General features: G+C 77.5%; 10 protein-coding genes. 8 read left to right on the top strand and 2 right to left on the bottom strand.

Annotated elements, in window-relative coordinates; translation table 11 throughout:
* Nucleotides 1-20 precede the first annotated feature (20 nt).
* The 5 genes from ACR9E3_RS07325 to thiD (ACR9E3_RS07305) all read left to right on the top strand — a co-directional run bounded on the left by ACR9E3_RS07325 (nucleotide 21) and on the right by thiD (ACR9E3_RS07305) (nucleotide 7,731).
* The gene (locus ACR9E3_RS07325; RefSeq protein WP_460379540.1) at nucleotides 21-929 is read left to right on the top strand and encodes a S1C family serine protease; all 909 of its coding nucleotides are present in this window, start codon (nucleotides 21-23) and stop codon (nucleotides 927-929) included.
* A gap of 88 nt (nucleotides 930-1,017) precedes the next feature.
* Nucleotides 1,018-4,263 (top strand): BTAD domain-containing putative transcriptional regulator, encoded by a 3,246-nt coding sequence (locus ACR9E3_RS07320; protein ID WP_460379538.1) that lies wholly within the window; start codon nucleotides 1,018-1,020, stop codon nucleotides 4,261-4,263.
* 142 nt (nucleotides 4,264-4,405) lie between these two features.
* Nucleotides 4,406-6,019, top strand: coding sequence for a phosphomethylpyrimidine synthase ThiC (gene thiC / locus ACR9E3_RS07315; RefSeq protein WP_460379536.1), 1,614 nt, complete (start codon nucleotides 4,406-4,408; stop codon nucleotides 6,017-6,019).
* Nucleotides 6,016-6,843: a bifunctional hydroxymethylpyrimidine kinase/phosphomethylpyrimidine kinase gene (thiD, locus tag ACR9E3_RS07310; RefSeq protein WP_460379534.1), complete on the top strand. Its 828-nt coding sequence runs from the start codon at nucleotides 6,016-6,018 to the stop codon at nucleotides 6,841-6,843. The genes thiC and thiD (ACR9E3_RS07310) overlap by 4 nt, the downstream gene beginning before the upstream one ends.
* A 60-nt stretch (nucleotides 6,844-6,903) precedes the next feature.
* On the top strand, nucleotides 6,904-7,731 hold the full coding sequence (gene thiD, locus ACR9E3_RS07305; protein WP_460379532.1) for a bifunctional hydroxymethylpyrimidine kinase/phosphomethylpyrimidine kinase: 828 nt from the start codon (nucleotides 6,904-6,906) through the stop codon (nucleotides 7,729-7,731).
* Between the two features lie 26 nt (nucleotides 7,732-7,757).
* Here the strand turns inward: thiD (ACR9E3_RS07305) and ACR9E3_RS07300 are convergent, their stop codons facing one another.
* Entirely contained in the window at nucleotides 7,758-8,423 is a 666-nt protein-coding gene (locus tag ACR9E3_RS07300) for a hemerythrin domain-containing protein (RefSeq protein WP_460379530.1), read from the bottom strand.
* A 104-nt stretch (nucleotides 8,424-8,527) separates the two neighbouring features.
* Between ACR9E3_RS07300 and ACR9E3_RS07295 the strand changes: the two genes are divergently transcribed.
* Nucleotides 8,528-11,656, top strand: coding sequence for a BTAD domain-containing putative transcriptional regulator (locus tag ACR9E3_RS07295; protein ID WP_460379528.1), 3,129 nt, complete (start codon nucleotides 8,528-8,530; stop codon nucleotides 11,654-11,656).
* A gap of 8 nt (nucleotides 11,657-11,664) precedes the next feature.
* On the opposite strand, the gene ACR9E3_RS07290 is transcribed toward ACR9E3_RS07295, so the two are convergent.
* A complete protein-coding gene (locus ACR9E3_RS07290) occupies nucleotides 11,665-12,393 on the bottom strand; it encodes a hemerythrin domain-containing protein (protein WP_460379526.1) in 729 nt (242 codons plus the stop codon).
* 208 nt (nucleotides 12,394-12,601) lie between these two features.
* On the opposite strand from ACR9E3_RS07290, the gene ACR9E3_RS07285 reads away from it, so the two are divergent.
* Complete coding sequence (locus tag ACR9E3_RS07285) at nucleotides 12,602-13,429, top strand: hypothetical protein (RefSeq protein ID WP_460379524.1); 828 nt, start codon at nucleotides 12,602-12,604, stop codon at nucleotides 13,427-13,429.
* A gap of 69 nt (nucleotides 13,430-13,498) precedes the next feature.
* Nucleotides 13,499-14,788 carry a cytochrome P450 gene (locus ACR9E3_RS07280; protein WP_460379667.1) on the top strand — a complete coding sequence of 430 codons (1,290 nt, stop codon included), beginning with the start codon at nucleotides 13,499-13,501 and terminating at the stop codon, nucleotides 14,786-14,788.
* The last annotated feature ends 7 nt before the right edge of the window (nucleotides 14,789-14,795 follow it).

Below are 14,795 nucleotides of genomic sequence, written 5' to 3'. Positions count from 1 at the left end.
AACGGTGTAAGCACGGAAGCATGGACGAGCTCGACGCCTACTCCCGCACCGTGAGCACGGTCGCGGCCGCCGTGGGCCCGTCGGTCGCCGCGGTGCGCGCGGGGCGGGGCAGCGGGTCGGCCGTGGTCGTCGACCACGGCGTGCTGGTGACGAACGCGCACGTGGTCGCCGGGAACCGCGACGGGTCCGTGGCCTACGCCGACGGCACCGAGGGCCGGGTCACGGTGCGCGGCACCGACCCGCTCTCCGACCTCGCCGTGCTCGTCACGCCCGACCCGACGCCGCCCGCGCTCGAGCTCGGCGACGCGGGCGGCCTGGTGGTCGGCCAGCTCGTCGTGGCCGTCGGGAACCCGCTGGGGCTCGCGGGCTCGGTGACGGCCGGGGTCGTGAGCGGGCTCGGGCGGGCGCTGCCGGTGCGCAGCGGGAAGGCCGGCCGGGTCGTCGAGGACGTGATCCAGACCGACGCCGCGCTGAATCCCGGCAACTCCGGCGGCGCGCTGGCCGACGCGTCGGGCCGCGTCGTCGGCATCAACACCGCCGTCGCCGGGGTGGGCCTCGGGCTCGCCGTCCCGGTCACGGCGACCACGCGCCGCATCCTCGACACCCTGCGGGCCGAGGGCCGGGTCCGCCGCGGCTACCTCGGGCTCGTCGGGGCCCCGGCGCCGCTGCCGGCCGACATCGCCGCCCGCCTCGGGCGCCCGCGGGGACTGCGCGTGGCCGAGGTGGTGCCCGGCAGCCCGGCCGCGCGGGCGGGGCTGCACGCCGGCGACCTCGTGGTCTCCGCCGACCGGGAGGCGGTGAGCGACGCCCAGGGCCTGCAGCGGCGACTGTTCGCGACCTCGATCGGGCGGCAGATGCCGGTGACGGTCCTGCGGGGCTCCGCGATGGTCGACGTCATCGCCGTGCCCTCGGAGCTCGCGGACGCCTGAGACCCCGCTCACCCGCCCGGTCCAGGGTGCCGAGGGCCGGAGGAACGACCTAGGCTCGGCCGATGGGGGTACGTCGGAGCCGCGCGCGGTGACCGTCGCGATCGGGGTGCTGGGCCCGCTGTCCGTGACCGTCGACGGCGCGTCCGTGGACCTCGGCGGGCCGGGACGGCGCGCGGTGCTCGCGCGTCTCGCCCTGGCCGCGGGCGAGGTCGTCGCCACCGATCGCCTGCTCGACGACCTCGCCGAGGGCGTGCCCACCCGCGGAGCGCTCAGCGTGCTGCAGGCCCACGTCTCGCACCTGCGCCGGGCCCTCGAGCCCACCCGGGCGCCGCGGACGCCCGCCCGGGTGCTCGTCTCCGCCCCGCCGGGCTACGCGCTGCGTCTCGACGACCCGGAGGCGCTCGACGCCGCCCGGGTCACGGCGCTCGTCGCCCGGGCCCGCGCGGAACCGCCCGCGGCGGCCGCGGCGACCCTGCGGACCGCGCTCGCCCTCTGGCGCGGTCCGGCCTACGCCGAGTTCCTGCACCTGCGCTGGGCGCAGGCCGAGAGCGCGCGCCTCGCCGAGCTCCTCCTCACCGCGCGCGAACGCCTCGCCGCCGCCGAGCTCGCCCTCGGCGCCCACCTCGACGTCGTCCCCGCTCTCGAGGGTCACGTCCGCGAGCACCCGCTGCGCGAGGAGGGCGTGCGCCTGCTCGCGACGGCGCTGCACCGCGGCGGGCGGGCACCGGAGGCTCTCCACCTGCTGCGCCGCACCCGCGCACGCCTGCGGGACGAGCTGGGGCTCGACCCCGGGCCCGCGCTGGTCCGCCTGGAGACCGAGGTGCTGACGCCGGAGGCGCCGGCGCCCCTGCCGTCGGGGGTGCCGGCGGGGGTGCCGTCGGGGACGCCGGCGGGGACGCCGGCGGAGGCCCCGCTCGGCCGCGACGCCGAGCTCGCCCGGCTCGACGCGGCGTCGGCGCGCGTGGCCGGCGGCGCCGTCGAGCTCGTGCTCGTCGCCGGGGAGGCGGGCTCGGGCAAGACGACGCTCGTGGACGCGCTGGCCGACCGCCGCGCCGCCGAGGGCTGGACGGTGGCGCGCGGGCGCTGCCCCGAGGTCGACGGCGCACCGGTCGCCTGGCCGTGGACCGAGATCCTCCACGCGCTCCCGGCGGACGGCGACCCGGCCACCCCCTTCGCGCGCGGCCGGGCCGTGCTCGACGCCCTCGCGGGCCGCGCCCCGGTGCTGATCACCCTCGACGACCTGCACCGCGCCGACGACGAGACCCTGCGCCTGCTGCGCATGGTGGCGACCGGCGCGGACGCGGGGCTGCTCGTCGTCGGCACCCACCGCACCGAGGAGGACCCCGCCGCCCTCACCGCGACCTGGGCGGCCCTGGCCACGGTCGTCGCCGACCGCCTCGCGCTCGGGGGACTCGACGTCGACGCGGTCGGCGCGCTGATGGCGCGGCACGGTCTGCGCACCGACACGGCCGCGGCCGCCGCGGTGACCGACAGGACCGGCGGCAACCCGCTGTTCGTGCGCGAGGTCGCCCGGCTCGCGGCGACGACCGGACCGCACGGGGAGGGCCGCGCGGTGCCGGCCGGGGTCCGCGACGTGCTGCGCCGCCGCATGCGGGACCTGCCCGGGCGCTCCCGGGCCGTGCTCGCCCACGTGGCGCTGCTCGGGCGCGCGGCGGAGGTCGACGTCGTGGTCGCGGTGCAGGCGGAGGTCTCGCCGGGCGAGGGCTCCGAGGACGACGTCCTCGACGGGCTCGAGTCGGCGGTCACCGCCGGCGTCCTCGTCGACGACGAGAGCGCGCGGGTGGTGCGCTTCAGCCACGACCTGTGGCGCGAGGTCGTCGCCGACGAGGTGCCGCGCCTGCGTCGGGCCCGCCGCCACGCGCTGATCCTCGACGTCCTCGAGCGCCACGGCGCCGGGCCCGGGGAGCTGGCGCACCACGCCCTCGCCGCCGGCGACCGCGTCGCCGGGGAGCGCGTGCTCGCCCACGTCGCGGCCGCCACCGACGCGGCGATGGCCCGCGGCGCGTTCCGGGCGGCCGTGGCGCTGTGCCGGGGCGCGCTGGCCCGGGTGGCCGGCGGGCCGGAGGCGCCCGCCGTCGTGGCGCTGCGGTGCGACCTCGTCGCCGCCCTCGCCGCCTCCGGGGCCGGCGAGCACGCCCACGCCGAGCGCGGGGCCGCGGTCGAGGCGGCGCGCGCGACCGGCGACCCGGCCCTCGTCGCCCGGGCCCTGACCAGCCTCGACGCCCCCATGCCGTGGCCCGTCCGGGGCACGGGCGGGCGGCTGGCCCCGGTGCTCGACGAGCTGCTCGACCCCGTCCGGCCCGACGGCTGGCACCCCGACGCCGTGACCCGCACGGGCCTGCTGCTCGCGCTGGCCCGCGAGGTGGAGTTCCTCGAGCCCGCCCGCTCCGCGGCCCTCGCCGACGAGGCGCTGGAGCGTGCGCGGGCTCTCGGTCACACCCGGCTGCAGTGCAGCGCGCTCAACACCGTCTTCCTCGTGAACTCGCAGCCCGAGTGGTGGGACCGCATCGAGCCGGTCGGACGGGAGATGCTCGCCGTCGCCCGGGCCGGCGGGCACACCGACCACCGCGCCGAGGCCCACCACGTGCTGTTCTGCGCGGCCGTCGTCCGCGACGACCTCGCCGAGGCCCACCGCCAGGCCGCCGCCGCGCTCGCCGCGGCCACCGACGGGCAGCTGGAGATGACGCTCGCGTTCGTCGGCCTGCACGACGCGATGCTGGCGCTCACCGCGGGCCGGACCGACGCCGCCGAACGGACCTACGCCGAGGAGGGCGGGCGGCTGGCCGCGGCCGGGGTGCCGCACGCGGTCGTGCTCGTCGAGGTCGCCCGCTTCACGCTCGCGCTCGCCCGCGGTGACACCGCCCCGACGCTGCCGGCGCTGCGGGAGATCGACGCCGCGTTCCCCCGGTACGTCCACGACCTCCTCGCGCTCGCGCTGCTCGACGCCGGGCGGGAGGAGGAGGCCCGCGCGGTGTGGGCGCAGGGCCTGCCGGTGCCACGGGACTGGAGCTGGGGCGGCCTGCTCACGGTGCAGGGTCTCGTCGCGGCCCGCCTCGGTGACCGCGAGCGCGGGGCGGAGGCGTACGCCGCGCTCGCCCCCTTCGCGGGTCGCTGGGGGCTGTCCGTCACCGGGATCCTCGCGTTCGCGCCGATCGACCTGGTGCTGGCGCGGCTGGCGCGGGTGCTGGGCCACGGCGACGACGCGGTCACGGCGCACCTGGCGGGCGCGGCGACCGTGGTCGGCGACGAAGGACCGTGGCGGGCGCAGGTCGACGCCGAGCACGGGTTGCTGGCCGTCGAGGCGCGCGGTTAGCGTCCGGGCGTCACCGGATCACCGGTGGCACCTCGCGGGAGCTCGCCGGACAGCGGGCTGAGAGGGCGGCTGGTCCCCACGGGACCTGGGCCGCCGACCGCCGAACCTGACCGGGTAATGCCGGCGTAGGGAGGAGATCGCGTTGACGCGCGTGCCGAGCACCGTGACCACCGGCCCGATCGACGGGTCGGGGAAGGCGTACTTGCCCGGCCCCGACGGGGTCGACGTCCCGGTCCGTCGCATCGGGCTGACCACCGGTGCGTCGGTGGATGTCTACGACACGTCCGGGCCGTACACCGACGACGCCGTCGCGATCGACGTGGAGCGCGGGCTCGACCCGCGTCGGACGCCGTGGCGCTCCGGGGCCACCCAGCTGGAGCGGGCCCGGCGCGGCGAGACGACGCCCGAGATGCGGTTCGCGGCCGTGCGCGAAGGGGTCGCGGCCGAGACCGTGCGCTCCGAGGTCGCGGCGGGCCGCGCCGTCATCCCCGCCAACCACCGGCACCCCGAGACCGAACCGATGATCATCGGGAAGGGCTTCGCGGTGAAGATCAATGCCAACATCGGGAACTCCGCGGTGACCAGTGGCATCGCCGACGAGGTCGAGAAGATGGTGTGGGCGACACGCTGGGGCGCCGACACCGTCATGGATCTGTCCACCGGTGCCGACATCCACGAGACGCGGGAATGGATCCTGCGCAACTCGCCCGTGCCGATCGGCACCGTGCCGATCTACCAGGCCCTGGAGAAGGTCGGCGAGCCCGCGGACCTCACCTGGGAGACGTACCGCGACACGGTCATCGAGCAGTGCGAGCAGGGCGTCGACTACATGACGGTGCACGCCGGCGTGCTGCTGCGCCACGTCCCGCTCACGGCGCATCGCGTCACGGGGATCGTCAGCCGCGGCGGGTCGATCATGGCCGCCTGGTGCCTCGCCCACCACCGCGAGTCGTTCCTCTACGAGCACTTCTCCGAGCTCTGCGACATCCTGCGCCGCTACGACGTCACCTTCTCCCTCGGCGACGGCCTGCGGCCGGGCTCGATCGCCGACGCCAACGACGAGGCCCAGCTCGCGGAGCTGCGCACGCTCGGCGAGCTCACCGACATCGCCCGGGACCGTGGCGTCCAGGTGATGATCGAGGGCCCCGGCCACGTGCCGATGGACAAGATCGCCGAGAACGTGCGCCTCGAGGAGGAGTGGTGCGGCGGGGCGCCGTTCTACACGCTCGGTCCGCTCGCGACCGACATCGCGCCGGGCTACGACCACATCACCTCGGCGATCGGCGCGGCGACCATCGCCCAGGCCGGCACCGCGATGCTCTGCTACGTCACGCCCAAGGAACACCTCGGTCTCCCGGACCGCGACGACGTGAAGACCGGCGTCATCACCTACAAGATCGCCGCGCACGCCGCCGACCTCGCCAAGGGGCATCCGCGGGCGCAGGCCCGGGACGACGCGCTGAGCACGGCGCGGTTCGAGTTCCGCTGGCACGACCAGTTCCGGCTCGCCCTCGACCCGGACACGGCCCGGTCGTTCCACGACGAGACCCTGCCCGCGGAGCCGGCCAAGACCGCACACTTCTGCTCCATGTGCGGCCCGAAGTTCTGCTCGATGCGGATCAGCCACGATGTCCGCGCCTACGCGGAGGAGCACGGGCTGACCACCCAGGAGGCGATCGACACGGGGATGGCGTCGAAGGCGGCGGAGTTCGCCGAGCGCGGGGGCCGCGTCCACCTGCCGGTGGTCGGGTCGTGACCGGGTCGCCGCCCGTCGCGCTCGCGATCGCCGGCACCGACTCGGGCGGCGGCGCCGGGATCACCGCCGACGTCCGCGCCTTCACCGCGTGCGGGGTGCACGGCGCCGTCGCGGTCGCCGCCGTGACCGTCCAGAACTCCGTCGGGGTCTCCGGCTTCCACGCGATCCCGCCCGACGTCGTCGCCGACCAGATCCGCACGGTCGCCGGCGACATGGGGATCGACGCGGCGAAGACCGGCATGCTCGCCTCGACCGACATCATCGCCGCGGTCGTCGCGGCCGGCGACGAGGTCGGGCTCGGCACGCGGATCCCGTTCGTCGTCGACCCGGTGGCGGCGTCGATGCACGGCCACCCGCTGCTGGCCCCCGACGCGCTGGACACGGTGCGGGGCGAGCTGATCCCGCGCGCCACGCTCGTCACGCCCAACCTCGACGAGGTCCGCCTGCTCGTCGGCGTGGACGTCGTCGACGACGACTCCGCGCGCGAGGCGGCGCGGGCGCTGGTCGGGCTCGGGGCCGGCGCGGCGCTGGTCAAGGGCGGGCACCTGGAGGGATCCCCCGAGGTCCGGGACCTCCTGCTCACCGCCGACGGCACCGAGCACGTGTTCTCCTCGCCGCGCCGCGAGACGACGCACAGCCACGGCGGCGGCGACTCGCTGGCCTCGGCGATCACGGCCGGGCTGGCGCGGGGCATGGCGCTGGTCGACGCCGTGGCGCTGGGCAAGGCGTACATCACCCGCGCCGTCGAGCACGCCTACCCCCTCGGCGCCGGCCACGGCCCGGTCTCGGCCCTGTGGTCGGTGGCGGCCTGGGAACCCGTGTGAGCAGTTGGCGCCCCCTAGGGGCGCCAACTGCTCACGGACGACGACGGCGATGATGGCGCGATGGCCGAGACCCCGCCGCGCACGCTGACGATCGCCGGTTCCGACTCGGGCGGCGCCGCCGGGCTCGAGGCCGACCTGCGGGCGATGACGGCGTGCGGTGTGCACGGCTGCGTCGCCGTCACCGCCGTGACCGTGCAGAACTCGCTCGGCGTCTCGGGGGTGCACCTCGTGCCGCCGGACACCGTCGCCGCGCAGGTCCGCGCCGTCGTCACCGACATCGGCGTCGGCGCCGCCAAGACCGGGATGCTCGCGACACGGGAGATCATCGACGCGGTCGCCGACGTCGTCGACGAGGTGGGCATCGGCCGGTCTCGCGACGCCGTGCCCTTCGTCGTCGACCCCGTCGCGGCGTCGATGCGCGGCGACCCGCTGCTGGCCGAGGACGCGATGGAGGCGATCCGGACCCGGCTGTTCCCCCGCGCCGCCCTGGCGACCCCCAACCTCGACGAGGTCCGCCTGCTCGCGGGCATCACCGTCACGGATGCCGCCACCGCCCGCGAGGCCGCGGACGCCGTGCACGCCATGGGGCCCCGGTACGTGCTGATCAAGGGCGGGCACCTGCGCGGCTCGCCGGACGTGATCGACCTGCTCTTCGACGGCGAGCAGACCTGGGAATTCGGCGGGCCGCGGATCGACACCCCGCACGTCCACGGCGCGGGCGACGCCCTGGCGAGCGCGACCTGCGCCGCGCTCGCCCGGGGCCTCGCGATGCCCGACGCTGTGGCGTCCGCCGAGCGCTACATCCGCCGCGCCGTCGCCGAGTCCTACCCCCTCGGCGCCGGCGTCGGCCCGGTCTCGCCCCTGTGGGCGGTCGACGCGCACCGCTAGGTGCGCCTGCGGCGCGCAGCCGCACCTCAGAGACGCGACGGGCCCCCGAAGACCAGCTTCTCCGCGCGGCGCAGGCGCCAGCGGGTGACCGGCAGCAGGACCATCAGCACCGGACCGGCGACGCGACGCAGGTCGGCCAGCTCCTCCGGGGTCGCGGCGGCGGCGACCCTCGGCAGCGCGAACCCGATGTCCCCGCCCCGGTCGCGCACCGCGGCCTCGACGGCGTGCCAGTCCGCCTGCGGCACGTGCGCCAGGATGATCGGGAAGACCTCGCGCTCCTCCTCGGCGATGTGCTCGGCGAGCAGGTCGGCCAGCTCCCCGAGGTGCTGCGCCAACGCGTCGGCGGGCCCACCCCCGGCGACGTCGTCCGCTGCGGCGCGCACCCGCGCGAGCAGCGGGTCGAGGGCGGCGTGGTCGTCGGTGAGCGCGGCGAGGTCGACGCGGTCGCGGGCGTGCCGCTCGAGGACCGGCCAGAGCACGTCGTCCTCGGCCTCGTGGTGGTGATGGATCTCGTCGGCCACCCGGCCGATCCACCGGGCGAGGGCGACGCCGCGGGCCCGGTCGACGCGTTCGGCGCCGGTCGCGATGCGCGCGACCAGGTCGGCGAGGCGGCGCGTGTCGGCGCACATCGCCCGGTGACCCAGGGTGATACCGAGGAGGTCGTTCCGGCGGGTGGGGACGGCGGTGGTCATGATGTGCTGCTCCGTTCGTGAGGCCGTGGTCGGCGCTCCGTGAGCATCGGCGGCCGGACTTGCGAACGACTTGCCTCGCCGGCAAGCGCCCTAAGATCGACGCCGTGACGCGGGTCGAGGTCCGGGTCCTCGGGCCCGTGCGCGTTCTCGTCGACGGCGTCGAGGTCGACGTGGGCGGCCCGATGCGCCGGGCGCTGCTCGCCCGGCTCGCCGTCGCTCAGGGCGGCGTCGTCTCCACCGACCGCCTCGTCGAGGACCTCTGGCGCGGCGAGCCCCCACCCCGGGCGGTCGCCGCGCTGCAGGCCCACGTCTCCCACCTGCGCCGCCTCCTCGAGCCCGACCGCGCACCCCGCGCCGCGGCGACGGTCCTGGTCAGCGTTCCGCCGGGCTACGCGCTGCGCGCTCGGCTGGACCTCACGGCCATGACGGAGCTGCCCGGTACCGACGACCCCGCCGAACTCGCCCGCGCCCTCGACGCCTGGGACGGCCCCGCGTTCGGCGAGTTCGCCGACGAGGCCTGGGCCGCGCCCGCCGTGGCCCGGCTGGACACCCGGCGCGCCGAACTGGTGCGCCGGCTCGGGGCCGCGGAGCTCGCCGCCGGCGACCCCGCCGCCGCCGAACGACGCCTCGCCGCGCACGTCGACGAGCACCCGCTCGACGAGGATGCGGTGCTCCTGCTCGCCCGGGCCCGCTACCGGGGCGGGCGCCAGGCCGACGCCCTCGCGCTGATCGCGACGACCCGCCGCCGCCTCGCCGACGACCTCGGCCTCGACCCCTCGCCGGCCCTGCGCCGGCTCGAGACGGCCCTGCTCACCCAGGACCCGGAGCTCGAGCCCGCTCCGGCCCCCTCCCCCCTCACCGCCCCTCCCGACCTCCTCGGCCGCGACGGCGAGCTCGGCAGGCTCCGCACGACGGCCGGTCGGGTGGCGAGCGGTCCCGGCGAGCTCGCGCTGATCGGCGGCGAGCCCGGCGCCGGCAAGTCGACCCTGCTCGACGCCCTGGGCGGCGAGCTCGGGGCCGGCGGATGGCGCACGATCCGCGGGCGCTGCCCCGAGGTCGACGGCGCGCCCCCGGCGTGGGCGTGGACCGAGGTGGCCGCCGCCCTCGGCGTCGACCTCCCCGAGGACGACCCGTTCCGCGCCGGCCGGGCGCTGGTCGCGGCCCTGCGGGAGGCGGCGCGGGAGCGTTCCGTCCTCGTCGTCCTCGACGACCTCCACCGCGGCGACGACGCCACCGCCCGGCTCCTGCGCGCGGTCGCGGGCGAGGGCGTCGAGCGTGTGCTCGTGGTCGGGGCCTACCGGCCCGCGGAGGTGGACGACGACCTCGACGCCGCCATCGCCGCGCTCGTCGCCGTCACCGGCGAACGCCTCGAGCTCGGCGGGCTCGCGCCCGACGCCTGCGCCGCGCTGGTCGCCCGCCACGGCGGCCCCGCCGCGCTCGACGCCGACGCCGCGCGGCGCCTGGAGGACCGCACCGGGGGCAACCCGCTGTTCGTCCGCGAGATCGCGCGGTGGTGGGCGGGCGGCGGCGACGGTGCCGTCCCGGCCGGCGTCCGCGACGTCCTGCGCCGCCGGGTCGCCGCCCTGCCCGCCGCGACGGGCGCGGTGCTTCGCCACGCCGCGGTGCTCGGGCGCGACGTCGACGTCGGCGTGCTCGTCGAGCTCGAGCAGGGCGACGTCGACCGCGTCCTCGACGCCCTGTCCGCGGCCGTCGACGCCGGCCTGCTCGAGGAGACCGGGCCGGACGGCGTCCGCTTCGACCACGATCTCGTCCGCGAGGTCCTCTACGACGACGTCCCGGCCCTGCGCCGCGGGCGGGTGCACGCCCGCGTGCTCGCCGTGCTCTCCGACCGCCGTCCCGGCGACCACGGTGCCCTCGCCCACCACGCGCTGGCCGCGGGGTCGTCCGTCGACGCGGTCCGCGTCCTCGACCACGTCGAGGCCGCCGCGGCGCGGGCCCGGCGGCAGGACGCCCCGCGCGCCGCCGCCGACCTGCTGGCGGCCGCGCTGGACCGCCGCGACGTCACCGACGGGACCGCCGTGGACCCCACCCGCCGCGTCGCGCTGCGGGCCGCCCACGCGGCCGCGGCCGCGCACGCCGGGAGCACCGTCGAGGCGGTGCGCTCCCGGCGGCGGGCGATCGAGGAGGCCGATACCCGGCAGCTGCTCACGACGGCCGTGACCTGCCTCGACGCACCGGTGTCGTTCTCGCTGTCCGAGGGCGGGGAACCGGACGACGCCGTCGTCGCCGCCGTCGACCGGCTGCTCGACGGCCCGGCAGCGCCCGCCGACCGGGTCCGGCTCCTCGCGGCCCGGACCTTCGCCCGGCCGCCCGAGCACGCCGCCGACGACGCGGAGGCCGCGGTGGCGGCGCTCGCCGAGGTCCCCGACGGCACGGCGCTGCGGCCGGTCGCCCTCAACGCCCGCTTCTGGGGCCTGCTCGTGCCCGAGCGGTGGGACGCCCTCGACGCGCTGGGCCGCGAGCTCCTCGAGGCCGCCGGGCGCGCCGGGTCGTGGGGCCACCGCACCGTCGGCCACCATGCGCGCTTCCTGCACGCCTGCCACCGCCACGAGCTCGACGCGGCGCGCTCCCACGCCCGGGCGGCCCTGGCCGAGGCGCCGACCGGCCAGCTCGCGGCGACGCTGGAGTGGTCGGCGATCTTCGACGCGGTCGCGCTGCTCGTGGCCGGCCACCCCGACGAGGCCGAGCGCGCCTACGAGGCGGCGGCGGCCGGGATGGCGGCCCGCGGCCTCGCCAACGGCGAGGCGCTGCGGCTCGCAGGCCTGCTCGGGGTGCGGCGCGTGCAGGGCCGTCTGGGCGAGCTGGTGGCGCCGCTGGCGGCCCTGCACGGTGCGTTCGGGGCGGTCGTCGCCGACCCGTACGCCCGCGCGCTGCTCGCCGCCGGCCGCCCGGCCGACGCCCGGGCGGTGTGGCGCCCGGAGGTACCGGTGCGCCGCGACTGGTGGTGGACGCTGTGGACCGCCATGCGCGCCGAGGTCGCCGTCGGCCTCGGCGACCGCGACGTCGCGGCCCGGTGCCACGACGACCTGGCGCCCTGGGCGGGCCGGATGGCCGGGCTGATGTCGGGCACGGCGACGTTCGGCCCGGTGGACGGGGTGCTCGCGGACCTCGGCGTGCTGCTGGGCCACCCCGACGACGACGTCGCGCGCCACCGCGCCGCGGCCGCCGCGCTCGGCGCCCGTCTCGGGTCACCGCCGTGGCCGGCGGCCTGAGCCCGCGCCTACTCCCCGAACACCAGCCGGTCGTGGCGGCGCACGGCGCGCCGCGCGAAGGGACCGGCGACTCCGCGGCCCAGCGCGGCGGCGAGGGGACGTGCCTCGTCGGGCGTCGCGGCCTCGTGGGCGCGCACGGCGGTGAACACGCGGTCGGGGGCGGTGGCGAACAGGGCACGGGTCGCACGTCGCCAGGCGTCCCGCGGCACCGCGGCGACGGCGTCGGTGAGCTCGCGGGCCGAGTCGCGCAGGTGCTCGTCGAGCAGGTCGGTCAGCTCGGCGAGACGGCGCGCGAGCGTGCGCATGCGGCCGAAGTCCTCGGCGGTGGCCAGGGCGGTCGGGCGCTGGAGCAGGGCCGCGAGCACGCCCCGTGCGAGGCGGCGGACCTCGCCCAGCAGCCCGCGCAGGGCGACGTGGTCGTCACGCAGGCCCGAGAGGTCCAGGGCCCGCCCGGCGTGGCGCTCCAGCAGCGGCCACAGCAGGGTCTCCTCGGCGCCGTGGCGGTGGTGGATCTCCTCGCACACCCGCTCGATCCGCTCCGCGACGGCCAGCGCCCGGCGCTCGGTCACCGCGACGGTGCCCGCGGCCAGGCCGTCGGCGAACCGGGCGAGTCGACCGACGTCCCGCAGCGTCACGCGGTCGACGACGCCGAACGGCACGAGGTCGCCGGCCGTGGCGGGCTCCTCGGGCGCGGGCCCGCCGGGGGCCGGGGTCGGGGACGGCGGGGCGAGGGTCACGCCGGGCTCCTGGTTCTCGGGGATCGCGCGGTCTCTGCGTCGGATGCGCCCAGCCTGACCGTCACCTCTTGTCGTCCACTTGTCGCCGACTGACCGGCCGATGGGCCGTCCGGGTGATGTCCTGCAAGTCGATCGTCACGCTGCGGGTCGGGGTGTGTCCCCCGCGGTCCGGGGGCACACACCGGCCGTGCCCCGCGACGCCGAACCGTTGCCCGTTCTGGACCGCGGCCGGGCCCGCTGGCCGGTGTACGCCGAGCGCCCGCGGCGGCGCGCCCGCCAGTTCGTCGCGGACGTGGCCGTCCTGACGTGGATCGCCGTGGTCGTCTCGCTGGCGGTGGTCCTCCACGACACCGTGCTGGCGCTGCAGGGGCCCGGCCGCCAGCTCGGCGGGGCGGGCCAGAACGTGCGCGACACGTTCGCGGGCGCCGCCGACACCGCCGCCGGGGTGCCGTTCGTCGGCGACGACCTCGCCCGCGCGCTCTCGAGCGGCACCGGCGCGGGCGACTCCCTGGTCGCGGCCGGCGAGCAGGAGGTGGCCGCGGTCGAGGCGCTGGCCTCCGGGCTCGCGTGGCTGCTGGTGATCCTCGCGCTCGTCCCGGTGCTCGTGACGTGGGTGACGCTGCGCGTCCGGTGGATGCTCGCCGCGCGGGCCGTCCTCGTGCTGCGCGACGGCCTGCGGGCGGGCACCGACGACGCCGACCTCCTGGCCCTGCGCGCGCTGGCCCACGGCTCGCCGCGGCGGCTGTCCCGGGCCGTGCCGGGCGGCGCGGCGGCGGGCTGGCGTCGCGGGGAGCCCCACGTGCTCTCCCGTCTCGCGGAGCTCGAGCTCGGGCGCCTCGGCCTGCGGGGCCCGACGGTCGTGCGGGGGTTGTCCTCCCGCGTACGGTCACATCCGGACGAAACGGACGACCCAGCCATCGACGCAGCCGTCGACACCGCCGAGACACCGCCCGGGGGACTCCCCCGGGTCGACCCCGACGAACGGTGGGGTGACACACCCCCACCTCCGGGTCCATCGGACCCTCAGACGTCCTAGCCTCGGCCCCCGGTCGGCGTCGTCGAACGCGGGGAGGGCAGAGTGGACACGGTGGTGGACCGTTCACGGCTGGCCGCACTGCGGTCACGGGTCGTGGGCTGGACGGCGCGGAAGTACCTCGCGTGGCGTAGCCGTCGTGGCCTCGACCCCGTGACGTTGCTGCCCGACCACGCCCTCATGCCGCTGCGTCGCGACGGCCTCGACCCGGTGGCCGGGTTGCGCGAGGCCCGCGAGGACGCGCCCGTCCGGCACTTCCCGCTGCCCTTCGGCGTCACCGCCTGGCTGATCACGGGGCACGAGGAGGCGCGCACCGTCCTCGGGCGAACGCGCGGGCTCTCCAACGACTTCGGCCACCTCGTGGGGCAGGCCGGCGTGACCGACGGCCAGAACCCCGGCGGGCTCGGGTTCACCGACCCGCCGGAGCACACGCGGCTGCGCCGGCTGCTGACCCCCGAGTTCACGATCCGGCGCCTGGCCCGGCTCGGACCGCGGATCACCGAGATCGTCGAGGGACGCCTCGACGCCATGGCCGAGCTGGCCGCGGCGGGCGAGCCCGTGGACCTGGTCCGGGACTTCGCGACGCCGATCCCCTCGCTGACGATCTGCGAGCTGCTCGGGATCCCTTACGAGGAGCGCGACGAGTTCCAGGCGCTCTCCACCGCCCGGTTCGATCTGTTCGGCGGGGCGGGCGCGGTGTTCGACAACATCTCCGGCTCGCTGCAGTACCTGCGCGGCGTGGTCGCGCGCCAGCGCGTCGAGCCCGGCGAGGGCCTGCTCGGCCAGCTCATCCGCGACCACGGCGACGAGCTGGGCGACGACGAGCTCGCCGAGCTCGCCGACGGCCTGCTCACCGGCGGCCTGGAGACCTCGGCGTCGATGCTCGCGCTCGGGGCCATGGTGCTGCTGCGCGACCCCGAGAGCTTCGCCCTCGTGCGCGACGAGCCCGACGCCGTCAACGGGTTCGTCGAGGAGCTGCTGCGCTACCTGACCGTCGTGCAGATCGCGTTCCCGCGCTTCGCGACCGAGGACATGACGCTCGGCGGCGTCGCGATCAGCAAGGGCGACGGGCTGCTCGTGTCGCTGTCGGGCGCCGACCGCGACCCGCGTCTCGTCGACGACCCCGAGCGCTTCGACCCCCGCCGTGCCCCGACCCCGCACCTCGCGTTCGGGCACGGGATCCACCGCTGCATCGGCGCCGAGCTGGCCCGCATGGAGCTGCGCACGGCCTACCCGGCCCTGCTGCGCCGCTTCCCGGAGCTCCGCCTGGCCCCCGACGCCGGCACCCTCGACGACCAGCCGTTCCGCACGACCTCGATCGTCTACGGCGTCGACGCCCTCCCTGTCGCCCTCGGGCGCTGAGGTCGGT

The sequence above is a fragment of the Actinomycetospora sp. C-140 genome, from assembly GCF_054796175.1.
The sequence above is the reverse complement of the archived record's forward strand: the minus strand, read 5'-3'. Positions and strand labels throughout refer to the sequence as shown.